Here is a 26,009-nt window from a genome sequence, read left to right on the forward strand (position 1 = left end):
CTCTGTTTGCGCTGAAACCAATAAGTCGTGATCATCTATCCCCCATTGTGTGATCCCTCTCCCATTATCATTTTTTGGTCATTGCCTGATTGAGTCGGAAGATAGAAGATTTAAATCTTCATTAAAATGAAAATTAAAAACGATGAGCAAAGCATTTATTAAAAAAGAAGGTCTGGCGTTAGTCAGCCTGGCGCGCTACCTGTTCGGACTGGCAGTGGGAGCACGACTGAAAACCATTGATGAACTGTCCACTGAATTGAATCTCTCAGTCGGCGTTGTGCAACACGCCTTGAAAACCCTGGAGGCCACCTCCTGCGTTACGCTGGATCGTCGCGGCAGGAATGGCACCTTGCTCAGTAATATGAATTACCCAGCCCTGCTGGAACAGGCAGATATCGGCAACATTGTATGCGCCATGCCATTGCCTTACACCCGACTGTATGAAGGACTGGCCAGCGCATTGAAAGCCCAGTTCGAGGGATATCCGCTCTATTACGCCCACATGCGCGGTGCGGATGTCCGTATCGAATGCCTGATCGATGGCGTTTATGATATGGCGGTCGTCTCCCATCTTGCCGCGGAAAGCTACTTGCGTGCTGGCAAAGTGACTGCGGCTATGATGTTGGGTGCCGGCTCTTATGTTGATGGACACCAGTTGGTTTATCGTAAAGGCGAAAAAGAGAACATTCACCGTATTGGCCTGGATCCGCGTTCACCCGATCAGCGTCTGCTCACTGAGATGGTATTTGCCGGCCAGGAGATTGAGCGCATTAATCTGCCTTACAACGAATCCCTGATGCGGATTGAGCGAGGCGAAATAGATGCGACAGTCTGGAACGTGACCGAAGATCTCGACAGTCTGAATTTGGTCAAAGAGCCACTCGATGATTATCCGGTGAGTATTAAAGCTTCCGAAGCCGTTCTGCTGGTGCGTAACGATGACCGAGTAATCCCTCATCTGGTCAACACGCTGGTTAACCTGCAGCGACTGTTAGCGCATCAACAGGAAGTCAAAAAAGGTATCCGGGAACCCAGCTACTAGCTCAGGAACAATAAAATGGAAATACGTCTGCAGATTTTACATGATGCCGAGGTCATTGATAAAGAAGTCTATATCGGCATGCTTGAGGTAATTAAAAGACTCGAGCAGCATTGGCAGCTCAATATCCGCCATGCCCAGGGAGAAATGATGATTACCCATATGGCAAATGCCATGACGCGCGCACTCCATGGGGAAATAATCACAGCTATCGATCCGGAGCTATTAAATGAGATCGAAGCATCGAACGTCTTTGCTAACATCAGGGAAATTAACAACGACTTACTGAGTCTGTTTGCATTTACGGTTCCACAGTCTGAACTCGGCTACTTGCTGGCTAACGTTTTTGGCCTGTATCTCGCTCAATCAGGTTGCAGCACGGAGTGAGTTTTTGGTTTTAGCCTAAATATTCAAAAAAATGAATTAATAACATACATCGAGGGACCTATGTTTCTTAATGCGCTGGAAAAACAAAACTCTGCTCTGATTGATGCCGCCGTTCACTTTTGGCGTAACGGTGATATCGGGCCGGATTGCTACGTTATCGATGTCGACCTGGTATTGGAAAATGCCCGGTTGTTGCAGGAATGCGCAGAAAAACTTGGCCTTTCGCTGTATCTGATGAGTAAACAGTTTGGTCGCAATCCGCTGTTATGCAAGCTGTTGTTGGAAAAGGGTTATCAAGGCATTGTCGCCGTTGATTTTAAAGAAGCACGTCAACTTTGGCAGCATGGCTTACCGATAGCCCACATTGGTCATCTGGTGCAAACGCCGGCGAATATGATTGATGAAATCATTTCCCAAAGACCAGAAGTCATTACCGTTTATAGCATTGAAAAGGCACGGGAAATCTCTATCGCCGCGCTACGCCAACAGCATAGGCAGCCGCTACTGCTGAAAGTCCAGGATAACGGTGATGTGATCTATCCGGGCCAGGAGGCGGGGTTCTTATTGGCTGAACTGCCGGACGTGATTAATCAAATCAGCAGGTTGGCGGGCGTTGAAATTATTGGGGTAACGCACTTCCCCTGCATGCTGTTCAACGAGCAACGGCAAAGTACCGAGGCGACCCCCAACCTCGCCACATTAGCCAAGGCGAAAAACCTGCTGGAACAGCACGGCATTGAAGTTCGGCAAATGAATGCCGCTTCGGCAACCTGCATCGAAACCCTGCCCAAATTGGCCGCTGCAGGGGTAACTCATACCGAGCCCGGTCATGCCCTGACGGGCACGCAGCCTGCAAATCAGTACGGTGGTGGTCCGGAAAAAATAGCCATGCTTTATCTTTCTGAAATTTCGCATAGCCAGGACAACACCAGCTTCTGTTATGGCGGTGGCTACTATCGCCGCGGCCACCTGCAAAACGCGCTGGTGCTCGATGGCCAATGGCAGCGCAGCCGCGTGCTGCCAATAGATAGCGACAGTATCGATTATACATTGCCGCTAACAGGGCTCTGGCCCGTCAGCAGCCCGGTCATTATGTGTTTTCGCACTCAGATTTTTGTAACGCGCAGTGATGTGGCGCTGATAAGCGGCATTCAAATGGGTAACCCTCAACTGTTGGGGGTATTTGATAGTCTCGGTAACAACCTGACAAGGAGCCATCATGGATAAGTTTGTGGTTTTGGTCATCGATAGTTTTGGCGTGGGTGCCATGGGAGATGTACCCGAGGTGCGTCCACAGGACATTGGTGCGAACACTTGCGGTCATATTTTGCAACGGTTGCCCAATCTGCAACTCCCGATGCTGGAAAAACTCGGCTTGATCAATGCGCTGCATATCGCCGCTCCCTATCATCAAGTCGGCGCCATGCACGAGAGCCCGATAGCGGCTTTTGGTGTCGCTCTGCTGCAACACGAGGGTGGAGATACCTTCATGGGGCATCAGGAGATCATGGGCACTCTCCCGCTTCCTCCGGTACGCATGCCCTTTTCGACCGTACTTGAAAAGGTGGAGCAGGCACTAAAAACCGAAGGTTTTAAGGTAGAACGCTACCCGGTCCAAAACAGCGAATTATGCCTGCTTTGGGTCAACGACGCGGTCGCCATTGGCGATAACCTCGAGGCGGATTTAGGCCAGGTGTTTAATGTCTGTGCCAATCTTTCGGCCATCAGCTTCGAACAGGTTGAAAAAATTGGCCGGGTGGTACGCGGGCATGTCGAAGTAGGCCGAGTTATCGCCTACGGTGGGTTGTTGCAAAGCAGTGAACAGATCCTGGCGGCAGCGGAGGTCAAAAACAATCGCTTCGTCGGTATCAACAGTCCGAAAGCCGGAGTTTATCAACGTGGCTTCCAGGTGATTCACCTGGGCTATGGTGTCGATGCCAGCGTTCAGGTGCCCCAACAGCTGCACCAGCGAGGTATTTTAACCGTACTGGTAGGGAAAGTGGCCGATATCGTCGAAAACCCACAGGGTCGCAATTACCAACAGTTGGTTGATTCTCAAAGCATTCTGGATATTACCCTTGAAGAATTGCAGCGCCCTGAGCCAGCGTTCATCTGCACCAATATTCAGGAAACCGATCTTGCCGGCCATGCACAAGATGTCGAGCGCTATGCCGAACGCCTGCAACTGGTCGATGCCTCGCTGGCAAAAATCATCTCTGCGATGGATGAAAGCGATTGTCTTGTTGTCATGGCTGACCACGGCAACGATCCTACCGTCGGCCACAGTAAACACACGCGTGAACAGGTTCCCCTATTGATTTTCCGCACAGGCCAAGCACCTTGCCCGCTCGGTACTCGCACCACACTTTCAGATGTGGGGGCAACAGTTTGTGAGTTCTTCAACACCAAAGCACCGTACAACGGTCGCTCATTTCTGACCGTGCTTAACGCCGCCGGTCGTTCTTCAGATAAATAACATCAGGTGAAAATCATGATCAAAATAGCCATTGGTGGACAGCTAAACAAAAACGAGATTCAGGAATGCCTGGCAAAATTCGGTGAAGAACAATTCACATCTGAAATATTTACCGATATGGATGCCGCCATGAAGGTTAAAAATGGCAGCTTCGATTACTACCTTGGTGCCTGCCAAAGCGGGGCCGGCGGGGCGTTGGCGATGGCCTATGCGCTGATTGGCCGTGACAAATGTGCCACCATCGCCAACGCCATAACGCAACCTTCACAAGAGAAGATCGCGCAATTGCTCGCCGATGGGAAAAAGGCTTTTGGTTTTACCAACGATCGCGCCGAAAGCTCGATAAAAGCCTTTATCGCCGCACTATTAAAAAAATAATTAATCCGCTGCGCCCGTTCATCGGGCTCAGCAAGGATGATAGCGCTACTGAAGCCAGCGGCTTCTTCAGGGGACGAAATGGAATCATTCAACATTATAAAAATCATTCTGTTCGCATTGATGGGCGGTTATGCGACTTTTCTTGCGAACCGCTGTATCGCGGTTTATCACGATGGCTTGCGCCCAATTATGCCGGAGTTTATGAACGGCAATATGAGCCGTAAAGAATTGGCAGGCATTTCATTTGCCATCAGCATCGGCTTCATAACCGGTTTTGCCATGCCAATAACCCTGGCAACAGGCGTTATTGTCATTCATATCGTACTGCTGACTGCCGATATTATTGGCGTCTCGTTTAACAACACCAAACTGGCAGTGCTCATTGGCACCCTTTATGGTGCGTTGATCACCGTGGCACTGGATGGAGTGATCAAAGGCTTTGCTTACCTGCCGGTGAATTTCCTGGATGCTTTGGCTTCCGTGGGTGACCCAATCATTTATGCTTTCGTCGCCTTCCCTGCAATTGCCGTAGGTTATCAATTTGGCAAAAAAGCCGGGCTGATTACCATCATAGCCTCCTTTATGGGACGCGTGATTATTGAGCGCATCAACCCACTGACCATTGCAGGCAATGAGATTTCACTCAGCCCGGAAGGTATTGCGATGCTGGTTGGCATGATTTGCCTGCTGTTCTTCGCTTCCCGCGATAAGCGTCGTAGTGAAGAATTGGAACACAGCCTGTTTGATGACAACATCAAACGCATTCGCAAAAATGCCCTTTATTTGCTGCCAATGGCGGCACTGATTGCTATCACGGCTAACTACCACTGGATCGCAGGCGAACCTATCGCCGCCGCTTTGGTAGGGAAAGGCAATATGACCTCCGCTGCGATTGTCGCTATCGTGCAGGCCATCGCCTTTATGCCATTGATTATCACCACCGCCATGATCAGTGGCGTTTACGGCACCAACGGTTGGTGTGACTGGTTCCTGGGGCTGGGTTATCTCGCACCAAACCCGATCGTTGCAGGCATATTGGGAGCCAGTGCCATGGGTGTGGAAATCACCAGCCTGAGCAAGATAGGCAAAGCGATGAACCGCTTCCCGGCATTGAAGATGTCCGGAGACAACATTCGGACTTCAATGACGCAGATCCTGGAGATTGCCTTGCTCGTCGGGGGCGTGAATGCGGGTAATCAGATTTGGGCAGGCACCGGCATGTTTGTGGTCGTCAGCCTGTATATTCTTAACGAAATTAGCGGGCGACCGGTTATGAAGCTGGCCGCCGGCCCAATTGCCGCGATCGTCGTGGGGGTGTTGGCTAATATTTTCGCCGTGTTGGGACTGCACGTCGTAGCTTAGCTACTGCTGGTTAAATACACAGGGGCAGCCACTGCCCCTGTTGGCATAATTTAGTATTTCAGCATAAAAGAACGATAGGCCTTAAGTACCTGCAGGAAATCCTCAACGCCGCAGAATGAGAGGCTTTCTTCGTCATAATAATTCATCCCCTCCTCCATTTCGTCGCCTTCAAACTCCAGCAGATTGGCGCGGATCATTACTTCTTCACCGTCCATCAGCAGCGTGTATTCACGGCCTTCCAACTGCCATTGACGCTCACTGCCCTTGACCTCGGCCGCACCGGCTTCGATCCGATCCAACAGGTTAAAATCGCCTTTGAGTTCTTCGTTGATCCAGTGGCCAATCACCTCATGCCCCATCGAAAATCTGACGATCACCTGTCCGGTCACGTCACGCAGAAATTCGTAATCCATAGCACGCCCTCCTGAGCCCTTTCTCTTAGTGTAAACATTAATTCATGACTAACTCAGTGAGCGCTCGCAAAGTTGGCAACTGAGAAAAATAAAACGGGAGGCCAAGGCCTCCCGTTAAACAGTTGCGCAATATAGCGACTTAAACAGCGGTTTGGAAGATCACGCCGTCGGCTTTTTCAGTGTACTGGCCCAACTGGTCAAAGTTCAGATAGCGGTAGGTATCCGCCGCAGACTTATCGACCTGTGCCATGTACGTCTGGTACTCGTCCGGCGTTGGCAGACGGCCCAGCAATGAAGCCACAGCCGCCAGTTCTGCAGATGCCAGATAGACGTTGGCACCCGTCCCCAAACGGTTCGGGAAGTTACGGGTAGAGGTGGAAACCACCGTCGCACCGTCGGCCACTCGCGCCTGGTTACCCATGCACAGTGAACAGCCCGGGATCTCGATGCGTGCACCGCTCTTGCCGAACACGCTGTAGTAGCCCTCTTCGGTCAACTGAGCCGCATCCATCTTGGTTGGCGGTGCCACCCACAGACGAGTCGGCAACTGCCCCTTGTGCTGATCCAACAGCTTGCCGGCAGCACGGAAGTGGCCGATGTTGGTCATGCAGGAGCCGATGAACACTTCATCGATCTTGCTGTTGGCCACATCAGACAGCAGACGCGCGTCATCCGGATCGTTTGGCGCACACAGGATTGGCTGAGTGATCTCCGCCAGATCGATGTCGATCACCGCCGCGTATTCTGCATCTGCATCGCCTTCCAGCAATTGCGGATCTGCCAGCCATTTCTGCATGCCCTGGACACGACGCTCCAGCGTACGACGGTCGCCGTAGCCTTCGGAGATCATCCACTTCAGCAGCACGATGTTAGAGTTCAGATACTCCTCGATCGGCGCCTTATCCAGCTTGATGGTACAACCGGCTGCGGAACGTTCGGCAGAGGCGTCAGTCAGTTCGAATGCCTGCTCAACCTTCAGTTCCGGCAAGCCTTCGATTTCCAGAATACGGCCGGAGAAGATGTTCTTCTTGCCCTTCTTCTCTACGGTCAGCAGGCCCTGCTGGATGGCGTAGTAAGGGATGGCATGCACCAGGTCACGCAGGGTGATACCCGGCTGCATTTTGCCTTTGAAGCGCACCAGCACCGACTCAGGCATATCCAGCGGCATCACGCCGGTGGCGGCAGCAAAGGCGACCAGACCAGAACCCGCCGGGAAGGAAATACCAATCGGGAAACGGGTGTGGGAGTCACCACCGGTACCTACGGTATCCGGCAACAGCATGCGGTTCAGCCAGGAGTGGATAACGCCGTCGCCTGGACGCAGCGATACGCCACCACGGTTCATGATAAAGTCCGGCAGCGTATGGTGAGTGGTCACATCAACCGGTTTCGGGTACGCGGCGGTGTGACAGAACGACTGCATGACCAGATCGGCGGAGAAGCCCAGGCAAGCCAGGTCTTTCAGCTCGTCACGGGTCATCGGACCGGTGGTGTCCTGAGAACCGACGGAAGTCATCTTCGGCTCACAGTATTCCCCCGGACGCACGCCGGCAACGCCACAGGCGCGGCCAACCATTTTCTGCGCCAGTGAGAAGCCTTTGCTGCTGGCAGCCACTTCTTTGGCAATGCGGAACACGTCGCTGTGCGGCAGGCCCAGCGCTTCACGCGCTTTGGTGGTCAGGCCACGGCCGATGATCAGCGGGATACGGCCACCAGCGCGCACTTCATCGAGCAGCACGTCAGTTTTCAGTTCGAAGTTGGCAATCAGATCGCCAGTTTCATGGTTACGTACTTCACCCTTGTACGGGTAAATGTCGATTACGTCGCCCATGTTCAGGTCATTAACGTCCACTTCAATCGGCAGTGCGCCGGCATCTTCCATGGTGTTGAAGAAGATTGGCGCAATTTTACCGCCCAGCACTACACCGCCGCCGCGTTTGTTAGGCACGTGCGGGATGTCATCGCCCATAAACCACAGCACCGAGTTGGTGGCAGACTTACGGGAAGAGCCGGTACCGACCACGTCACCGACGTAGGCCAGCGGGAAGCCTTTTTTGTTCAGCAGTTCGATTTGCTTGATCGGACCAACGCTACCCGGCTGATCCGGCACTATGCCTTCACGTTCGTTTTTCAGCATCGCCAGGGCGTGCAACGGGATATCCGGACGCGACCAGGCATCCGGTGCCGGTGACAGATCATCGGTATTGGTTTCGCCGGTGACTTTGAACACGGTAACGGTGATTTTTTCCGCCAACTGCGGACGTGACAGATACCACTCGGCATCGGCCCAGGACTGCATGATTTTTTTGGCGTGTGGATTACCCGCTTTGGCTTTCTCTTCCACGTCGTAGAAGTTATCAAACATCAGCAGCGTATGGGACAGCGCTTTAGCTGCAATCGCAGCCAATTTTTCGTTATCCAGCGCGTCAATCAGCGGATGAATGTTATAGCCGCCCTGCATGGTGCCCAACAGTTCTATGGCTTTTTCAGGGGTAATCAGGGGGGATGTTGCTTCGCCTTTGGCGATGGCAGCCAGGAAACCGGCTTTAACATAGGCGGCTTCATCGACGCCCGGGGGTACACGGTTTATCAGCAGGTCTAACAGGAATTCGTCTTCGCCTTTTGGCGGATTTTTTAATGATTCAACCAGCGCTGCCATTTGGGTGGCGTCTAACGGCTTAGGGACGATGCCCTCTGCAGCACGCTCGGCTACGTGCTTACGGTATTCTTCTAGCACGACATTCTCCTCGCTCTCATTGTCATTTATTGTGCCTGGCGTTTATACCCGTCGTCTTTAAAGCCGTAGGGTATATATTTTCAAACCGGGTTTAGCGCACGGTGTTGATGCCATTGATCCTGACGGGGCACTGCTGTCGATGTCCTGGACTGTAAGTACAGTGCCCGGTTCCGCTCAGCCAGCATATCAGGATTTGAATTGGTTGTTAATTCGTTCACATAAAAGCAACATTAAATCTTTGCTGAATCGTTGAGTACAGTGTAATCGGCTGCGACACAGGTCAGCCGGGGCTGCAGGTTGGGTCCGTCTACAACAAAATTCAGCCTGACGAGCACAACATAATAGCCATGCATTTACAATGGCTATTGGGTGTGAAGATCAAAAGTTGGGAGCCGGAGACACAAAAAAACCGCCATAAAGGCGGTTCTTTTGTTCCGTTCGGTGTTAGCAGGCACCTCACAGGTTTCTTACATCGTTAAAGAACGATACAAGCGCTACCGAGCCAAGACATTGTGCGCAATATCGTTCAAAAAATCAACTAAACAATGTTATCACTGCTATTTTTAGGTACTCTCTCGATGGGTCTGTTCTGCCGGTTTGAGCGGCCTTTTACTGAACGTCGCCCATAAAAAACGGCCCCTTTTCAGGAGCCGCTTATCAACCTTTCAAACCAGCAGAATTACTTCTTCTTGGCTTTCGGGTTAGGCAGATCGGTGATGCTACCTTCGTAAATCTCAGCCGCCAAACCTACAGATTCGTGCAGGGTTGGGTGAGCATGGATAGTCAGCGCGATGTCTTCTGCGTCGCAACCCATCTCGATAGCCAGACCGATCTCACCCAGCAGCTCGCCGCCGTTGGTGCCGACAATTGCGCCACCGATGATACGGTGAGTTTCTTTGTCGAAGATCAGTTTGGTCATGCCGTCTGCACAATCGGAAGCGATAGCACGGCCAGAAGCTGCCCACGGGAAGGTGGAAGTTTCGTAGCTGATGCCTTTCTCTTTCGCTTCTTTCTCGGTCAGACCCACCCAGGCAACTTCCGGCTCAGTGTACGCGATCGATGGGATCACTTTCGGGTCGAAGTAGTGCTTCATGCCGGCGATAACTTCTGCAGCAACGTGGCCTTCATGCACGCCTTTGTGCGCCAGCATCGGTTGACCGACGATGTCGCCGATAGCGAAGATGTGCGGCACGTTGGTGCGCAGTTGCTTGTCGACGTTGATGAAGCCACGCTCGTCAACTTCAACACCGGCTTTACCCGCTTCCAGCAGTTTGCCATTCGGCACACGACCGATAGCCACCAGCACCGCGTCGTAACGCTGTGGTTCTGCTGGTGCTTTCTTGCCTTCCATAGTGACGTAGATGCCGTCTTCTTTGGCTTCTACCGCGGTCACTTTGGTTTCCAGCATCAGGTTGAACTGCTTGCTGATGCGTTTGGTGAAGACTTTCACCACGTCTTTGTCAGCGGCCGGGATCACCTGGTCAAACATTTCGACCACGTCGATCTGTGAACCCAACGCATGGTATACGGTGCCCATTTCCAGGCCGATGATACCGCCGCCCATGACCAGCAGACGCTCTGGGACAGTTTTCAGTTCCAGTGCATCGGTTGAGTCCCACACGCGTGGATCTTCATGAGGAATGAATGGCAGTTGGATCGGACGGGAACCTGCGGCAATGATGGCATTGTCGAAGTTGATGGTCGTTGGGCCATTTTCGCCTTCAACAACCAGGGTGTTAGCGCCAGTGAACTTGCCCAGGCCGTTAACCACTTTAACTTTACGGCCTTTAGCCATACCAGCCAGACCGCCGGTCAGCTGATTGATGACTTTTTCTTTCCAGACGCGCACTTTGTCGATGTCAGTTTTCGGCTCGCCGAAAACGATGCCGTGTTCGGCCAGGGCTTTGGCTTCTTCGATGACTTTGGCAACGTGCAACAGGGCTTTGGAAGGGATACATCCCACGTTCAGGCAAACACCGCCCAGAGTGGAATAACGTTCAACCAGAACGGTTTCAAGACCTAAGTCAGCGCAACGAAAGGCAGCAGAATAACCTGCCGGGCCCGCCCCAAGTACCACGACCTGAGTTTTAATTTCAGTACTCATCATGACCTCTTAATTGATTGTCCGGCGGGTCTGACGTCATTTTTATTACTAATCGATCTCATAACGCCCTTCATCCACCGGGACGCTTACACCGCCAGCAGTTTACAGAATTGTTAATAATCTGCAAAGCGTGTTCGAGTGACCCGTGTCTCAACAATTTTGTCGAGTCATGCAAAAACCGACAAAACTGCTAATGAAGTGATAAGGGCGCAGCATAACTGCGCCCCTTTTTCATTACATCACCATACGGCGGATGTCAGCCAGCATGTTGTTGATGATGGTAATAAAGCGCGCACCATCCGCACCGTCAATCACACGGTGGTCGAAGGAGAGCGACATTGGCATCATCAGACGTGGCACGAACTCTTTACCGTTCCAGACCGGCTCCATAGCAGACTTGGAGACGCCCAGAATGGCCACTTCCGGTGCATTCACAATCGGTGCGAAATGGGTCGTCCCGATACCGCCCAGGCTAGAGATGGTGAAACACCCGCCCTGCATTTCGCCTGCGGTCAGCTTGCCGTCACGCGCTTTTTTGGAGATAGCCATCAGTTCACGGGACAGTTCAGTGATGCTCTTCTTGTTCACATCCTTGAACACCGGAACCACCAGACCGTTTGGCGTATCAACCGCAACACCCACGTTGATGTATTTCTTCAGCGTCAGCTTCTGGCCATCTTCGGACAGAGAGCTATTGAAGCGCGGCATCTGCTCCAGTGCGGCAGCGACAGCTTTCATGATGAACACCACCGGGGTGAACTTCACATCCAGCTTACGCTTGGCAGCTTCTTCGTTCTGTTGCTTGCGGAAAGCTTCCAGATCGGTGATATCGGTTTTGTCGAAGTGAGTGACGTGCGGGATCATCACCCAGTTACGGCTCAGGTTGGCACCCGAGATTTTCTGGATGCGGCCCAGTTCAACTTCTTCGATCTCACCGAACTTGCTGAAGTCCACTTTCGGCCATGGCAGCATGCCTGGCAGACCGCCACCGGCAGCAGCAGCCGGAGCCGCTTCTGCACGTTTGACTGCGTCTTTCACGTAAGTCTGAACGTCTTCGCGCAGGATGCGGCCTTTACGACCGGTGCCTTTCACTTTCGCCAGGTTTACGCCGAATTCACGCGCCAGACGGCGGATGACCGGGGTAGCGTGCACGTAAGCGTCGTTCTCAGCGAACTCGCCTTTGGCAGCTGGTGCAGCCTGTTGGGCCGGTGCAGAACTTGCAGTCGGAGCCGGTGCAGCTTCTGCCTTCTGGGCAGGAGCAGCGGCTGGCGCTGCGCCTTCCACTTCGAACACCATGATCAGGGAGCCGGTTTTCACTTTGTCGCCGGCGCTGATTTTGATTTCTTTCACGGTACCTGCGAACGGTGCCGGCACTTCCATAGAAGCCTTGTCACCTTCAACGGTGATCAGTGACTGCTCAGCGGCAACTTTGTCGCCCACTTTCACCATCACTTCGGTCACTTCTACTTCGTCGCCGCCGATGTCCGGTACTGCAACGTCTTTGGCCGCAGAAGCCGCCGGTGCCGCTGGGGCAGCCGGAGCTTGTGCCGCAGCCGGAGCAGCAGCAGAAGCAGCGCCAGCCACTTCGAACACCATGATCATAGAACCGGTGGTGACTTTGTCGCCGGTGGCGATTTTGATCTCTTTCACGGTGCCCGCGAACGGTGCCGGGACTTCCATTGAAGCCTTGTCGCCTTCAACGGTGATCAGGGACTGCTCGGCTTCCACCTTGTCGCCCACTTTCACCAGGATCTCGGTCACTTCAACTTCGTCAGCACCGATGTCCGGTACCGCAACGTCTTTGGCCGCAGCGGTAGCCGGTGCAGCAGCAGGTGCTGCGGCCGGTTTTTCTTCAGCCTTGGCGGCTGGTGCGGCCTGAGCCGCCCCTTCTGCTTCAAAGATCATCAGCAGTTTGCCGGTCTCGGTTTTGTCACCGACGGAAACCTTGATTTCTTTAACCACACCCGCCTGCGGGGATGGGACTTCCATGGAAGCTTTATCACCTTCAACGGTGATCAGCGATTGTTCAACTTCAACTTTATCGCCCACTTTCACCAGAATTTCGGTGATTTCCACTTCGTCTGCACCGATGTCCGGTACTTTAATTTCGATAGACATTCTTCTGTACCTCTTATGCCAGACGCGGGTTAACTTTTTCTGGGTTGATGTCGAATTTCTTAATCGCATCAGCTACCACAGAAGCTTCGATTTCACCGCGTTTAGCCAGTTCACCCAGTGCAGCAACCACAACGTAAGAAGCATCAACTTCAAAGTGGTGGCGCAGGTTTTCGCGGCTGTCTGAACGACCGAAGCCGTCAGTGCCCAGAACGCGATAGTCGCTGGCTGGAACGTAAGTACGAACCTGTTCTGCGAACAGCTTCATGTAGTCGGTAGACGCAACCGCCGGCGCTTCGTTCATCACCTGAGCGATGTAAGGTACGCGCGGAGTTTCGGTTGGGTGCAGCATGTTCCAACGCTCACAATCCTGGCCATCACGCGCCAGTTCAGTGAAGGAAGTCACGCTGTAGATGTCGGAACCCACGCCGTAATCATCTGCCAGGATCTTCGCCGCTTCACGAACGTGACGCAGGATAGAACCTGAACCCAGCAACTGAACCTTGCCTTTGCTGCCTGCCAGAGTGTCCAGCTTGTAGATACCTTTACGGATACCTTCTTCTGCGCCCTGCGGCATGGCCGGCATGTGGTAGTTTTCGTTCAGCGTGGTGATGTAGTAGTAGACGTTTTCTTGCGCGTCACCGTACATGCGCACCAGACCGTCGTGCATGATCACTGCCACTTCGTACGCGTAAGCTGGATCGTAAGAGATACAGTTAGGAATAGTCAGAGACTGGATGTGGCTGTGGCCGTCTTCGTGCTGCAGACCTTCACCGTTCAGGGTGGTACGACCTGAAGTACCGCCTACCAGGAAGCCGCGCGCCTGTTGGTCGCCTGCTGCCCAGCACAGGTCACCGATACGCTGGAAACCGAACATCGAATAGTAGATGTAGAACGGGATCATTGGCAGATCGTTGGTGCTGTAGGAAGTCGCTGCGGCCAACCATGAAGAGGCTGCGCCCAGTTCGTTGATGCCTTCCTGCAGGATCTGGCCTTTCTCGTCTTCTTTGTAGTAAGCAACCTGCTCACGGTCCTGCGGGGTGTACTGCTGGCCGTTCGGGCTGTAGATACCGATCTGACGGAACAGACCTTCCATCCCGAAGGTACGCGCTTCGTCGGCGATGATTGGCACCAGGCGATCTTTGATCGACTTGTTCTTCAGCATCACGTTCAGGGCACGCACAAAGGCGATGGTGGTAGAAATTTCTTTGTTCTGCTCTTCCAGCAAGGAGCTGAAGTCTGCCAGAGCCGGCATTTCCAGCTTCTCGGTGAACTTCGGCATACGGGTAGGCACATAGCCTTTCAGCGCCTGACGACGTTCGTGCAGATATTTGTACTCTTCGGACTCTTTCTCGAAGGTGATGTACGGCAGTTTTTCGATGTCGGCATCGGCAACTGGCACGTTGAAACGATCGCGGAAGTGGTGAACCCCTTCCATGTTCATTTTCTTCACCTGATGAGCAATGTTTTTACCTTCCGCAGTTTCACCCATGCCGTAACCTTTGATGGTATGGGCCAGGATAACGGTTGGTTTGCCTTGGGTGTCCTGCGCTTTTTTCAGTGCAGCAAAGACTTTCTTCGGATCGTGACCACCACGGTTCAGTGCCCAGATCTCTTCGTCGGTCATATCTTTGACCAGCGCAGCGGTTTCCGGGAAGCGGCCGAAGAAGTGCTCACGGACGTAAGCGCCGTCTTTGGACTTGAAGGTCTGGTAGTCGCCGTCCAGGGTTTCGTTCATCAGTTGGATCAGCTTGCCGCTGGTATCTTTACGCAGCAGTTCATCCCAACGACCACCCCAGATCACTTTCAGTACCTGCCAGCCAGCGCCCGCGAAGATGCCTTCCAGCTCATTGATGATCTTGCCGTTACCGGTGACCGGGCCGTCCAGACGCTGCAGGTTACAGTTGATGACGAATACCAGGTTGTCCAGCTTCTCACGGGTAGCGATGGTGATCGCGCCCTTGGATTCCGGCTCATCCATCTCGCCATCGCCCAGGAAGGCGTAAACGGTTTGGGCAGAGGTGTTCTTCAGGCCACGGTGTTCCAGATATTTCAGGAACTTCGCTTGATAGATGGCGCTGATTGGGCCCAGGCCCATAGAAACGGTAGGGAACTGCCAGAATTCCGGCATCAACTTAGGATGCGGGTAAGAGGACAGGCCTTTGCCGTGAACTTCCTGACGGAAGTTATTCATTTGGTCTTCGGTCAAGCGGCCTTCAAGGAAGGCACGTGCGTAAACGCCTGGAGAGATGTGGCCCTGGAAGTAAACCAGATCGCCGCCGTCTTGCTCGGTGCGTGCACGGAAGAAGTGGTTGAAGCAGACTTCATAGAAGGTCGCAGAAGACTGGAAGGAAGCCATGTGGCCGCCCAGATCCAGATCTTTTTTGGAAGCACGAAGAACGGTCATCACCGCATTCCAGCGAATAGCTGAACGGATACGACGCTCAAGATCCAGGTTACCAGGGTAAGCAGGTTCGTCTTCCACCGCGATGGTGTTGACGTAGTTGTGAGCCGCAGCACCGGCTGCAACGCTAACACCGCCTTTACGGGCTTCACCCAGAACCTGATCAATCAGAAACTGAGCTCGCTCAACACCCTCTTCACGGATGACCGATTCGATCGCCTGCAGCCAGTCGCGGGTTTCGATCGGATCCACGTCATTGTTTAAACGTTCTGACATGGTGGTATTCCTTATCTGTCTAATGGTTTGTTTTGGAGCCTGTCTTCCTGTGTTCTGAAACAAAACACACGAAGACAGGCCCATCAGTTTAGTTGCCGCTTACTTAAATGCTTAATTAAGCATTTCGAACGTAAACCCCGCAGGCTGGTGTGCCCTGAAGAGAACCGTTCTTAATCCTTGCGTTGCTGGAGACGCCGCAGCGATCTCTCGCGTCGGGTATGCTCCCGACTGAGATCCAGCAAGATTTCCTCGATAAACGCCAAATGGCGGTGCGAGGCTTCGCGGGCCTTCTCGGGCTCACGTGCCACAATCGCCTCAAAAATTCCGGCGCGGTGGCTGCTCACTTTTGCCAACATCTCACGGCGCGAGTAGAGCAATTCAAAGTTCTGACGCACGTTCTGTTCCAGCATCGGCCCCATACAGCGCAGCAGGTGCAGTAACACAACGTTGTGGGCAGCTTCGGTCACGGCGATTTGATATTGCATGACCGCGTCGGCTTCGGCGTCGAGATCGCCGCTATCCTGGGCCTGCTGAATCAACATGTGGCAATCGCGGATGCGCGCCAGATCTTCGTCGGTACCGCGCAACGCCGCATAATAGGCAGCAATGCCTTCGAGGGCATGACGGGTTTCCAACAGATCGAATTGTGATTCAGGATGGTCGGCCAGCAGTTCAGCCAGCGGATCGCTAAAGCTCTGCCACAGATTAGTTTGTACAAAGGTGCCACCGCCCTGACGGCGCAGGAGCAGCCCTTTGGCTTCCAGGCGCTGGATGGCCTCTCTCAGAGAAGGACGGGAAACATCAAATTGTTTCGCCAGTTCACGCTCCGGTGGCAGTTTCTCGCCTGGGCGCAGTGTTCCCTCGAGGATCAGGTGTTCGAGCTGCTGCTCGATAACGTCTGACAACTTGGGTTGGCGGATTTTGCTGTAGGCCATGGGTGATTTCTTCTCTGCGAATGGCGCGGAGTCAATTGGTAATACCAATTTCAAAAACGTGACGGTAAAGTAACAAAGTATTCACCTCCTGTCCATATGGGCCTTGATCGAAATCAGGTTACCCGCACATTTTAACACCTCAATACCAGAGCTGCTGCAAACCGCTAACGCATGCTTGGTAATACCATTTACGAGGTAGGTTTTTGATTTAACTTTTGCGAAACCTGCCGTCAGGCAGACTGAAGTCTCTAATGTAGAATTCTATTGCATGTTTATTAAGCTTTAACGAATACCTATTTACATCGCAAAAGGTGCGTTCAGCCGGTTAATATTTCGCCACCGGCGATAAGCTATCTCGAGATTATTTTTGCGCATTATGTGAGTTAATGCTTATTTCATGCATTGAATCCCCCCTGTCGTCACACAACCCGCATTTTGTTTCCTAAACTGCTGAAATCTTAATCACTCACCACATAAAGCAGGTGCAAACTGGCGCGCATAACATTATTCTTTGCCAAACGGTAGCGGCTCCGTGGAATTTATAGATATAACGCCGTAAATAAAACAAAACACACATCGTAACCACTGCTTTACAGCATGTGAGTAATTCTGCAACGACAGAGGGTTTCATTGATGGATGGTCAACAGCATGATGGCGACCAGCTGAAGCGCGGCCTTAAAAACCGCCATATTCAGCTTATTGCACTAGGGGGCGCTATTGGTACCGGGCTATTCCTCGGGATCGCGCAAACAATAAAGATGGCCGGCCCTTCGGTCATTCTCGGTTATGCCATTGGCGGCTTTATCGCATTTCTGATCATGCGCCAACTGGGTGAAATGGTGGTCGAAGAGCCGGTGGCCGGTTCCTTTAGCCACTTCGCCTATAAATACTGGGGTAACTTCGCCGGCTTCGCTTCCGGCTGGAACTACTGGGTACTGTACGTCCTGGTTGCCATGGCGGAACTGACCGCGGTAGGCATCTATGTGCAGTACTGGTGGCCGGAAATCCCGACCTGGGTATCTGCGGCGGTGTTCTTCCTGGCGATTAACGCCATCAACCTGGCGAACGTGAAGGTGTATGGCGAGATGGAATTCTGGTTCGCCATCATCAAAGTGGTGGCGATTATCGGCATGATCGTGTTCGGCGCCTACCTGCTGTTCAGCGGCATGGGCGGCCCGGAAGCCACCGTGACCAATCTGTGGGCGCAGGGCGGGTTCTTCCCGAACGGCATCATGGGGCTGGTGATGGCGATGGCGGTGATCATGTTCTCGTTCGGTGGGCTGGAGTTGGTGGGCATTACCGCTGCCGAAGCCGACAACCCGCAGAAAAGCATTCCTAAAGCCACCAATCAGGTGATCTACCGTATCCTGCTGTTCTATATCGGCTCGCTGACCATTCTGCTGTCGCTGTACCCATGGGGCAAAGTGGTTGAAGGCGGCAGCCCGTTCGTGCTGATCTTCCACGCACTGAACAGCAACCTGGTCGCAACGGTACTGAACGTGGTGGTATTGACCGCCGCGCTGTCGGTCTACAACAGCTGTGTCTACTGCAACAGCCGCATGCTGTACGGCCTGGCGAAACAGGGCAACGGGCCGAAAAGCCTGCTGAAGGTCGACGGGCGCGGCGTACCGGTGATTGCTATCGCCGTCTCCGCCACGGCCACGGCGTTCTGCGTACTGATTAACTACCTGATCCCCGGTCGTGCCTTCGAACTGCTGATGGCGTTGGTGGTATCGGCACTGGTGATCAACTGGGCGATGATCAGCCTGGCGCACCTGAAATTCCGCGCGGCCAAGAACCGCGAAGGCGTTGAGCCGAAGTTCAAGGCCTTCTGGTATCCGTTCAGTAACTACCTGTGCCTGGTGTTTATGGCCGCGATTCTGGTGATCATGTACCTGACGCCGGGGATCCAAATCTCGGTGCTGCTGATCCCGGTTTGGGTCGCCATTTTAGGCATCGGCTATGCCGTTAAACAACGTAGCCAGCGCGCAGTAAGCGCATCTGGCCGCGGGTAACTCACTAAAAAACAACAAGGCCTGCATTTGCGGGCCTTTTTATTGCCTTTCGATTTTGCAAACTGGCTCACAGTTTCTCCGCCACGGTGGATTTGTCCATCTCTACAACCATTCACTTCTGATAACTCGCCGCCAACCGGGACAATAATCGTTGCCACTCAGTCAGATCCTGCCAGTTCGGAGAAAATGTCCATGAAGAGCAATGCCCTTTCAATAAAAGAAAAGATTGGCTACGGCATGGGAGATGCCGGCTGCAACATGATCGGCGGAGCGATTATGCTGTTTCTCAACTATTTCTATACTGACATCTACGGTCTGACGCCTGCTCTGGTCGGCGTGCTGCTGCTGTCGGTTCGCGTGCTGGATGCCGTCACCGACCCGATTATGGGAGCGATAGCCGATCGCACCCAAAGCCGTTGGGGACGCTTTCGCCCCTGGTTGCTGTGGATCTCCCTGCCGTATGTATTATTCAGCGTACTGATGTTTACAACGCCGGAATGGAGCTACAACAGCAAAGTGGTCTACGCCTTCGCGACTTACTTTTTAATGTCGCTGACCTACACGGCGATTAATATCCCCTACTGTTCTCTGGGCGGTGTGATTACCTCGGATCCACAGGAACGGGTCTCCTGTCAGTCCTACCGTTTTATCCTGGTCGGTATCGCTACCCTGATCCTGTCCCTGACGCTGTTACCGATGGCCGAATGGTTTGGCGGCGCAGACAAAGCGCGTGGCTATCAGATGGCAATGGGTGTGCTGGCGCTGGTCGCCCTGTTCATGTTTCTGTTCTGCTTTGCCACGGTCAAAGAACGCATACGCCCGGCAGTACCCACCCATGACGCTCTAAAATCCGATCTGAGAGACGTATGGAAAAACGATCAGTGGGTGCGCATTCTGCTGTTGACGTTCTGTAACGTCTGCCCCGGTTTTATCCGTATGGCCGCCACCATGTATTACGTCACCTACGTCATGCAACAATCGACTTCCTTTGCCAGCCTGTTTATCGCGCTGGGTGTAGTCGGCATGATGATTGGCAGCGCGTTGGCCAAACCCCTGACCGATCGCTTCTGCAAACTGAAAGTGTTCTTCTGGACCAATATTTTGCTGGCGGCGTTTTCCTGTGGTTTTTATTTCCTCAATCCTCAGGTCACTTCGCTGATCGTGGCTGCCTATTTCCTGCTGAATATCCTGCATCAGATCCCTTCACCGCTGCACTGGTCGTTAATGGCCGACGTGGACGATTACGGCGAATGGAAAACGGGCAAGCGCATCACAGGCATCAGCTTTTCCGGTAATCTGTTCTTCCTTAAAGTCGGACTGGCGGTGGCCGGCGCCATGGTGGGTTTCCTGATGTCGCTCTCCGGCTATCAGGCGGATGCGGTCAGCCAAAGCGCCGGCGCGCTGAACAGCATCGTCCTGTTGTTCACGGTGATCCCCGGTATCGGATATCTGATCACGGCCGGCGTGGTGCGTCTGTTGAAGGTTGACCGCCAACTGATGCGTCAGATTCAGCTCGATCTGGAAAAGCGACGCATAAATTACCGCGAGCTTACCGACTACCCGGAACAGCAACTCGAAACCCGACACCCGTAAGGAACCTGAGATGCGCGACTACCCTAACCCCTTGATTGAACAGCGGGCAGATCCGTTTGTTTTACGCCACAGCGATGGCTATTACTATTTCACCGCCTCGGTGCCGGAATATGACCGGTTAGAGCTTCGGCGTGCGCGTAGTATCAACGAATTGTCGCAAGCCAGCCCGACGGTGGTGTGGCAAAAACCGCAGCAGGGGCCGATGAGCCATTTAATCTGGGCGCCGGAACTGCACTTTATTAACGGTAAATGGTATTTGTACTTCGCCGCAGCCCACAGCCCGGAGATTGCTGACGGCCTGTTCCAGCACCGAATGTTTGCACTGGAATGCAGCGCAGCCAACCCGCTGACCGGAGACTGGGTGGAAAAAGGGCGAATTTACACGCATATCGACAGTTTTTCCCTCGACGCCACCCACTTCGAGCATCGCGGCAAACATTATTATCTGTGGGCGCAAAAGGATCCGGCGATCCACGGTAACTCCAACCTTTATCTGGCAGAAATGGCAAATCCCTGGACGCTCAAGGGCCAGCCGGTGATGCTCAGCCAACCGGAACTCCCCTGGGAAACCGTCGGTTTCTCGGTCAATGAAGGGCCGGCGGTGATCACCCATGGCCAAAAGATATTTATCAGCTACTCCGCCAGCGCGACCGACGAGAATTATTGCCTCGGTCTGCTGTGGGCCGATATCGACAGCGACATTACCGATGCCACTCAATGGCATAAGCTCGGGCAGCCCCTATTTCGGACCAGTGTTAAAAACCGCCAGTTCGGGCCTGGGCACAATAGTTTTACCCTTGATGAACAGGGGCAAGATCTGTTGGTTTACCATGCTCGTAATTACACGGAGATCGAGGGGGATCCGCTCTATGACCCGAATCGTCATACACGGATTAAATCACTGGAGTGGGATGAAGAAGGCATGCCGGTACTGGGTGAACCCCCGGCAGATAATCGTTAATTAAAAATGGCTCGGCATGCCGAGCCATTTTTGTCATTGAACCTTACTTACGCAAGGCTTTCACCTGTTCGGCCGTCACATCCGCCGGCAAGCCACCCCAGGTCACCCGCAGATAGTTCACCAGTTCCGCCACCTGCGCATCGTCCAGTCGCTCACCAAAGGCCGGCATGCTCTGCATGCTTTCACCGTTAGGGAATTGCTGCGCCGGTAAACCGTCCAGCACCGAGACAATCAGGTTTTTAGCATCCGGCTGGCGCAGCGTGGCGTTATCACGCATCGCTACCGCCACGTGCGGTTTGCCCTCGCCTTCACGCGCATGACAACCCGAGCACTGATCCAGATAGCTGATGCGCCCGGCATCACTGCCCTGGCCGATTTTAACCGGCACAGCCGCCGGTGGCTGTTCGCCCATCAGATAGGTCGCCAGCGCCTGGTGATCTTCCGGCGTCAGATGACGGGTACTGAGATCCACCACCATATGCATCTCGCTGAAGGCAGAGCCTTGCGGCGCCAAACCGGTCGAGAGGAAGCGGTTCAGATCGTCCGGCGTCCAGCCGCGTTTCGCCAGCCCGTTCGGGGTGATGTCCGGTGCCATAAAGCGCCCCAGATCGCCGCCCTGCATCGGTTTACCCAGTTCCATTTGGCCCAGCATGCCGCGTGGTGTGTGGCATTCCCCACAGTGGCCCAGCGTATCCGCCAGATAACGGCCGCGTTGCCACTGCGCCGAATCACCCTGCGAACTGGCCGGCAACGGATCCTGACTGCGGAACAGCAGATTCCAGCCAATCAGCGCCATGCGCTGGTTAAACGGGAACGGCATGGCGTTTTCCGGAATGGCAACGTCTATCGCCGGACGGGTCATCAAATAGGCATAGATGTCATCGGCATCCTGACGCGTCATCCCTTTATACGAGGTATAAGGCATCGCCGGATACAGATGACGGCCGCCCGGTGCCACGCCCTTTGTCAGCGCCAGGAAGAAGTCGTCTTTGGTCCAGCGGCCAATCCCCTGATCGGCCGAAGGCGTCAGATTACTGCCGTAGATGGTACCGAACGGCGTATCCAGCGGATAGCCGCCGGCCATTGGCGCGCCACCACTGGCGGTATGGCAGGCGGCACAGTCGGCGGCCTGAGCCAGATAGCGGCCCCGGGCCACCTGTTCCGTGCTGGCGGTCACCTTTTGCACCGGGCCGTCGTATTGGCGGTTTTCACGCCACCACAGCACCGCGATGACGATAATCACCACCAGCAGGATCAACAGTGCGAGACGTTTTTTCATTGCGCCGTCTCCTTCACCAGACCTGGGGTTTTCAGCACCACATCGCGTACCGCTTCGTAGTAACGCACGTAGCCGGTGCAGCGGCAGATATGACTGTCCAGCGCCTGTTCGATAGCGCTTTCCAGCTGATCACGGGCAATCGGCTCACGCTTGAGTTTTTCCACAAAAATGGTGGCGGCGTTAACAAAGCCCGGCGTGCAGTAGCCACACTGGAAGCTGTAATGCTCCAGAAAAGCCTGCTGGATTGGCGAAAGCTCAACCACTTCGCCCTGTTCATCCACCTTGGCATGGCCTTCGACGGTACGCACTTTCTTGCCGCTGAAGAAATGTGCGCCGGTGATACAGGTACGCACTTCCTCACTGGTACCGCTCGGGTGATCGACAATCGCCACGCAGGCGTGGCAGATCCCCTGCCCGCAGCCAAGGCGTGAGCCGGTCAGGTCAAGATATTCGTGCAGGAAGTCGATCATCATCAGCCCTTCCGGCACTTCGATCGGGCCGTACTGCTTGTCGTTGATGGTCAGGGAAATCGGCTGGGTTTTAATGCTCATTGTAATACCTCACGAATATTTTCTGCACGAACGGGCAAATCACGGAAACGGTGGCCAGTGGCATCGGCGATGGCGTTAACCAGCGCAGCAACCACCGGGATCATCACCACTTCGGCCATGCCTTTGGGTGGATCGGTTTCCGACAGCGCGGGCAGGATGTCATCGGTCTGTTTCCAGACCGCCACATCGCTGGCACGCGGCAGGTGGTAACGGTTAAAGTTCCAGGTACCGTTTCCGGGCCCATCTTCGTACAGCGGTAAATATTCGTGCAGCGCATGGCCAATCCCCATCGCCAGGCCGCCCTGCAATTGGCCGGAAACCAGTTCCGGTACAATCAGGTTGCCGCACTCCATGATCGAATGGTGGTTCAGCAGTTCTACCTGGCCGGTAGCGATATCCACCGCCACTTCCGCCAGGGTACCGACGGCGCTGTAATAGGTCACCGCCGCGTTATTGCGTTGAGTCGGTGGGTAATAGGCCTGGTTGCGCGGCAGCGTTTTGAACTCGCCATTGGCGTTGCGCACCGCCAGCCCGTCAATCGGCAGACGTTCGCTATTACCGCTCAGGGTGAAGTCCGCTTCCGCCCACTGCCAGCGGTTGAACACGTGTACCGCGGCACCGGTGATGCCGCCCATCAGGTAGGCCTGTTTCGCCAGACGCTCCAGGGTCAGCACTTCCAGCCCGGCCGCGGTCAGCCCGCCTTCCACCCAGCGTGCGTCTTCTCTGCGCACCACCAATGGCGCCGCCTGGCCGCCACCGATGCCGGATTGCCAAATGGCCATCGCCGCCGGCCACAGGCCGTGATCGAAGATCAGCCGCGCCGCTTCACGCGTACTGTGGGAGAAATAAAACGCCGAGTTGCTGGCGCTGGAAGGTGAACAATAGCTTGGCGTCCAGGCCGGGTTGGTTTGCAACTTGTCCTGATCGGCCTGCGACATGATGTAAGGATCGCCGCTGGTGACCATCGGCAATACCGACCAGTCGGTCACCGAGAAGTGCGCCTCATCCGCCGGTTTACCCAGCCACTGCGCGCACAACACCGACTGCGAGGTCGACATGCCGGTTCCCATCTCTGCGCCACTGTGATGCAGCATAATGCGCCCGTCCTCTCCCAGCTCGACGCGGGCGAACGAGGTCTCAGCCCCAGTACCGAAGTCTTTTTGTACGCAGCCAAAGCCGACGCCATAGCGTTTGCCCGGGTGCTGGCTCTCAAACTCCGCCTTACGCTGGGCACGTTGCAGCCACATTTCATGCTTCGCCGCCTTCTCCAGCACTTCATCGGCACGAATAGCCCCGGCCGGAATAGCGCCCTGCGTGTTTTTCATGCCGGATTTCAGTACGTTGCGCAAACGGAATTCGATCGGGTCGATCTTCAGCTCGGCCGCCAGTTCATCCACCATCATCTCGGTGGCGGCCATGCTTTGCAGCGTGCCGTAGCCGCGTGCCGATCCGGCATCGATGGCGCGTGAAGCCAACCCTACCGAAGACAAATCGCTTTTTGGGAAGTAGTAAATCGACTGTGCCGCCGTCGCCGCCACCATCACCACCGACGGTGTAAAGTTGCTACGACCGCCGCCGTCTGCCGTCATCTCGCCGTGGAATGACTGCAAGACGCCGGTTTGACGGTTGACCGCAATGCGGTAATTCATGTCGAACGCGTGGCGCTTCAGCGCCGTCTGGAACTGTTCGAAACGGTCATTGGCCAGGCGTACCGGGTGCCCGTCACCGTACATCGCCGCCACCGCGCCGTAGTACGGGAAGTTATAGTGATCTTTCGAACCGTAACCGACGGTGTAGCACGGGTGCAGGATCAGCTGTTTCACCGGCGGATTGTGCTTGGCCAGCATGCGTGGCATTTCGTCGGCCACTTCCTGCGGTGACTGGGTCGGTACCACCAGATGCAGGGTCTGCGTTGCCGCATCGTACCAGCCGTTGGCGTTATCCGGCTCCAGCGCCGAGGTATCGACCGACTGCGTGGTATAACGGCGCGACATCACCAGCCAGTCTTCCGGCGGCGTTTGCAGCTCATTGGCGATCATCCCGGCGTAATACATCCCTTCCTGATCCAGCTTGCCGCCTTCACGGCCTTCCGGCCAGACCGGCAGGTGTTTCTTCATCGATACCGGGAAAATCGGCGTATCTTTCAGGCTGGAGAAGCGATCGTCGTCGAACGGCTTGTCGCCACCCACCCGCACATAACGGAAGGTGCCCCAGGGATCCCGCTCCAGCGGGCCGGTTTCCGCCCCGTACTTGAGGGTTTCTTCACGGAATTTCAGCTTGTCTTTGGCGAAGCGGAAACGGGCGAAGTCGTGGTAAATCAGGATCGCCACCGCCTGCCCCAGATAGGCCGGGGTTTTGCCCACCGGCAGCAGCATGTCGTCGCCGTAGAACGCCGGGAAGGCCAGGCCGTCGCGCGCCAAATCCTCTGCCGTCACCAGCCTGTCTGGCTGCAGGTCGTCCCCCAGTAACGAGAGATCGAGGCCCTCGAACAGCCGATCAGCCTTGGTGACACGTAAAATAAACGCATGCGCCTGTTGTTGCGGCCAGTGCGGCATATCGACCGCGCGAATGTCGCGGGCGAACACCTTCTGCCCCATCACCTTGGCACGGCCATCGATGCGAAAGCGAATACGCTTTTCATGGGCATCCCAGTTCGGCGACTGGAGGATTTTTTGCTCAAACAGCGCGGCGTAGGCACGGCTGTACAGAGGCGCGAGGTATACGGATACCCCCGCTATCACGGCGCCTTTGATAAAGCGGCGTCGCGACGGGTTAAAATTGCTCATAAGAAGTCCTTTGTTTCTTTATTTTATTTTTGTGTTCAGCGGTGGTGTTGCGCAAACGCTGACGACCTTGCCGTAGACGTCATAAGCATATGCTTATAACCAAAATTATGTGATGATTAACATGCTGTTTTCAAGAAAAACACATCTCAAAAACACATATTTTTAGTAAGGTAATAATAAGTTGCGCAAATTCGGGC

Annotated in this window: 18 protein-coding genes; 9 read left to right on the forward strand and 9 right to left on the reverse strand. The window is 54.3% G+C overall.

Features of this window, described 5'->3' with window-relative positions:
* Window positions 1-142 precede the first annotated feature (142 nt).
* From yhfZ to NHG65_RS21870, 6 genes are all read left to right on the forward strand, one after another.
* A complete protein-coding gene (gene yhfZ, locus NHG65_RS21845) occupies window positions 143-1,042 on the forward strand; it encodes a GntR family transcriptional regulator YhfZ (RefSeq protein WP_099063398.1) in 900 nt (299 codons plus the stop codon).
* Window positions 1,043-1,057: 15 nt separating this feature from the next.
* Entirely contained in the window at window positions 1,058-1,426 is a 369-nt protein-coding gene (locus NHG65_RS21850) for a PRD domain-containing protein (RefSeq protein WP_099063397.1), read from the forward strand.
* Window positions 1,427-1,486: 60 nt separating this feature from the next.
* Window positions 1,487-2,653 (forward strand): YhfX family PLP-dependent enzyme, encoded by a 1,167-nt coding sequence (locus tag NHG65_RS21855; RefSeq protein WP_099063396.1) that lies wholly within the window; start codon window positions 1,487-1,489, stop codon window positions 2,651-2,653.
* Window positions 2,646-3,902 (forward strand): phosphopentomutase, encoded by a 1,257-nt coding sequence (locus NHG65_RS21860; protein ID WP_099063395.1) that lies wholly within the window; start codon window positions 2,646-2,648, stop codon window positions 3,900-3,902. Before NHG65_RS21855 ends, NHG65_RS21860 begins: the two co-directional genes overlap by 8 nt.
* Before the next feature lie 15 nt (window positions 3,903-3,917).
* The gene (locus NHG65_RS21865) at window positions 3,918-4,280 is read left to right on the forward strand and encodes a DUF2620 domain-containing protein (protein WP_099063394.1); all 363 of its coding nucleotides are present in this window, start codon (window positions 3,918-3,920) and stop codon (window positions 4,278-4,280) included.
* A gap of 78 nt (window positions 4,281-4,358) precedes the next feature.
* Window positions 4,359-5,642: a YhfT family protein gene (locus tag NHG65_RS21870; protein WP_219016932.1), complete on the forward strand. Its 1,284-nt coding sequence runs from the start codon at window positions 4,359-4,361 to the stop codon at window positions 5,640-5,642.
* Window positions 5,643-5,692: 50 nt separating this feature from the next.
* Here the strand turns inward: NHG65_RS21870 and yacL are convergent, their stop codons facing one another.
* The 6 genes from yacL to pdhR form a co-directional block, all read right to left on the reverse strand.
* Window positions 5,693-6,055, reverse strand: coding sequence for a protein YacL (yacL, locus tag NHG65_RS21875; RefSeq protein ID WP_099063392.1), 363 nt, complete (start codon window positions 6,053-6,055; stop codon window positions 5,693-5,695).
* A 139-nt stretch (window positions 6,056-6,194) separates the two neighbouring features.
* Window positions 6,195-8,792 carry a bifunctional aconitate hydratase 2/2-methylisocitrate dehydratase gene (gene acnB / locus NHG65_RS21880; RefSeq protein WP_099063391.1) on the reverse strand — a complete coding sequence of 866 codons (2,598 nt, stop codon included), beginning with the start codon at window positions 8,790-8,792 and terminating at the stop codon, window positions 6,195-6,197.
* 679 nt (window positions 8,793-9,471) lie between these two features.
* Complete coding sequence (gene lpdA, locus NHG65_RS21885) at window positions 9,472-10,896, reverse strand: dihydrolipoyl dehydrogenase (RefSeq protein WP_012146711.1); 1,425 nt, start codon at window positions 10,894-10,896, stop codon at window positions 9,472-9,474.
* Window positions 10,897-11,130: 234 nt separating this feature from the next.
* A complete protein-coding gene (gene aceF / locus NHG65_RS21890; protein ID WP_499182674.1) occupies window positions 11,131-13,014 on the reverse strand; it encodes a pyruvate dehydrogenase complex dihydrolipoyllysine-residue acetyltransferase in 1,884 nt (627 codons plus the stop codon).
* 13 nt (window positions 13,015-13,027) lie between these two features.
* On the reverse strand, window positions 13,028-15,691 hold the full coding sequence (gene aceE, locus NHG65_RS21895) for a pyruvate dehydrogenase (acetyl-transferring), homodimeric type (protein ID WP_099063388.1): 2,664 nt from the start codon (window positions 15,689-15,691) through the stop codon (window positions 13,028-13,030).
* Between the two features lie 170 nt (window positions 15,692-15,861).
* Complete coding sequence (pdhR, locus tag NHG65_RS21900; protein WP_012146714.1) at window positions 15,862-16,626, reverse strand: pyruvate dehydrogenase complex transcriptional repressor PdhR; 765 nt, start codon at window positions 16,624-16,626, stop codon at window positions 15,862-15,864.
* A gap of 633 nt (window positions 16,627-17,259) precedes the next feature.
* On the opposite strand from pdhR, the gene NHG65_RS21905 reads away from it, so the two are divergent.
* The 3 genes from NHG65_RS21905 (at window position 17,260) to NHG65_RS21915 (ending at window position 21,196) form a co-directional block, all read left to right on the forward strand.
* Entirely contained in the window at window positions 17,260-18,642 is a 1,383-nt protein-coding gene (locus tag NHG65_RS21905; RefSeq protein WP_207977555.1) for an amino acid permease, read from the forward strand.
* Between the two features lie 192 nt (window positions 18,643-18,834).
* The gene (locus tag NHG65_RS21910; protein ID WP_176979607.1) at window positions 18,835-20,235 is read left to right on the forward strand and encodes a glycoside-pentoside-hexuronide (GPH):cation symporter; all 1,401 of its coding nucleotides are present in this window, start codon (window positions 18,835-18,837) and stop codon (window positions 20,233-20,235) included.
* Between the two features lie 10 nt (window positions 20,236-20,245).
* A complete protein-coding gene (locus NHG65_RS21915) occupies window positions 20,246-21,196 on the forward strand; it encodes a glycoside hydrolase family 43 protein (RefSeq protein ID WP_262262238.1) in 951 nt (316 codons plus the stop codon).
* Window positions 21,197-21,239: 43 nt separating this feature from the next.
* Here NHG65_RS21915 and NHG65_RS21920 read toward each other — a convergent pair whose 3' ends face one another.
* The 3 genes from NHG65_RS21920 to NHG65_RS21930 are packed head-to-tail and all read right to left on the reverse strand — an operon-like array spanning window position 21,240 to window position 25,812.
* On the reverse strand, window positions 21,240-22,475 hold the full coding sequence (locus NHG65_RS21920) for a c-type cytochrome (RefSeq protein ID WP_413502859.1): 1,236 nt from the start codon (window positions 22,473-22,475) through the stop codon (window positions 21,240-21,242).
* Entirely contained in the window at window positions 22,472-23,026 is a 555-nt protein-coding gene (locus NHG65_RS21925) for a (2Fe-2S)-binding protein (RefSeq protein WP_085118899.1), read from the reverse strand. Before NHG65_RS21925 ends, NHG65_RS21920 begins: the two co-directional genes overlap by 4 nt.
* Complete coding sequence (locus NHG65_RS21930) at window positions 23,023-25,812, reverse strand: xanthine dehydrogenase family protein molybdopterin-binding subunit (protein WP_413502858.1); 2,790 nt, start codon at window positions 25,810-25,812, stop codon at window positions 23,023-23,025. Before NHG65_RS21930 ends, NHG65_RS21925 begins: the two co-directional genes overlap by 4 nt.
* Window positions 25,813-26,009: the final 197 nt, after the last annotated feature.

The sequence above is a fragment of the Serratia myotis genome (assembly GCF_027474885.1).
GTDB lineage: Bacteria > Pseudomonadota > Gammaproteobacteria > Enterobacterales > Enterobacteriaceae > Serratia > Serratia proteamaculans.

Excerpts from the sequence above, each read along its gene's own strand:
- NHG65_RS21860 (WP_099063395.1), top strand. The coding sequence starts at position 2,646 with ATGGATAAGTTTGTGGTTTTGGTCATCGATAGTTTTGGCGTGGGTGCC.
- lpdA (WP_012146711.1), bottom strand. The coding sequence starts at position 10,896 with ATGAGTACTGAAATTAAAACTCAGGTCGTGGTACTTGGGGCGGGCCCG.
- NHG65_RS21920 (WP_413502859.1), bottom strand. The coding sequence starts at position 22,475 with ATGAAAAAACGTCTCGCACTGTTGATCCTGCTGGTGGTGATTATCGTC.
- NHG65_RS21910 (WP_176979607.1), top strand. The coding sequence starts at position 18,835 with ATGAAGAGCAATGCCCTTTCAATAAAAGAAAAGATTGGCTACGGCATG.
- pdhR (WP_012146714.1), bottom strand. The coding sequence starts at position 16,626 with ATGGCCTACAGCAAAATCCGCCAACCCAAGTTGTCAGACGTTATCGAG.
- yhfZ (WP_099063398.1), top strand. The coding sequence starts at position 143 with ATGAGCAAAGCATTTATTAAAAAAGAAGGTCTGGCGTTAGTCAGCCTG.
- NHG65_RS21855 (WP_099063396.1), top strand. The coding sequence starts at position 1,487 with ATGTTTCTTAATGCGCTGGAAAAACAAAACTCTGCTCTGATTGATGCC.
- NHG65_RS21915 (WP_262262238.1), top strand. The coding sequence starts at position 20,246 with ATGCGCGACTACCCTAACCCCTTGATTGAACAGCGGGCAGATCCGTTT.
- aceE (WP_099063388.1), bottom strand. The coding sequence starts at position 15,691 with ATGTCAGAACGTTTAAACAATGACGTGGATCCGATCGAAACCCGCGAC.
- aceF (WP_499182674.1), bottom strand. The coding sequence starts at position 13,014 with ATGTCTATCGAAATTAAAGTACCGGACATCGGTGCAGACGAAGTGGAA.
- NHG65_RS21905 (WP_207977555.1), top strand. The coding sequence starts at position 17,260 with ATGGATGGTCAACAGCATGATGGCGACCAGCTGAAGCGCGGCCTTAAA.
- NHG65_RS21870 (WP_219016932.1), top strand. The coding sequence starts at position 4,359 with ATGGAATCATTCAACATTATAAAAATCATTCTGTTCGCATTGATGGGC.
- NHG65_RS21865 (WP_099063394.1), top strand. The coding sequence starts at position 3,918 with ATGATCAAAATAGCCATTGGTGGACAGCTAAACAAAAACGAGATTCAG.
- yacL (WP_099063392.1), bottom strand. The coding sequence starts at position 6,055 with ATGGATTACGAATTTCTGCGTGACGTGACCGGACAGGTGATCGTCAGA.
- NHG65_RS21925 (WP_085118899.1), bottom strand. The coding sequence starts at position 23,026 with ATGAGCATTAAAACCCAGCCGATTTCCCTGACCATCAACGACAAGCAG.
- NHG65_RS21930 (WP_413502858.1), bottom strand. The coding sequence starts at position 25,812 with ATGAGCAATTTTAACCCGTCGCGACGCCGCTTTATCAAAGGCGCCGTG.
- NHG65_RS21850 (WP_099063397.1), top strand. The coding sequence starts at position 1,058 with ATGGAAATACGTCTGCAGATTTTACATGATGCCGAGGTCATTGATAAA.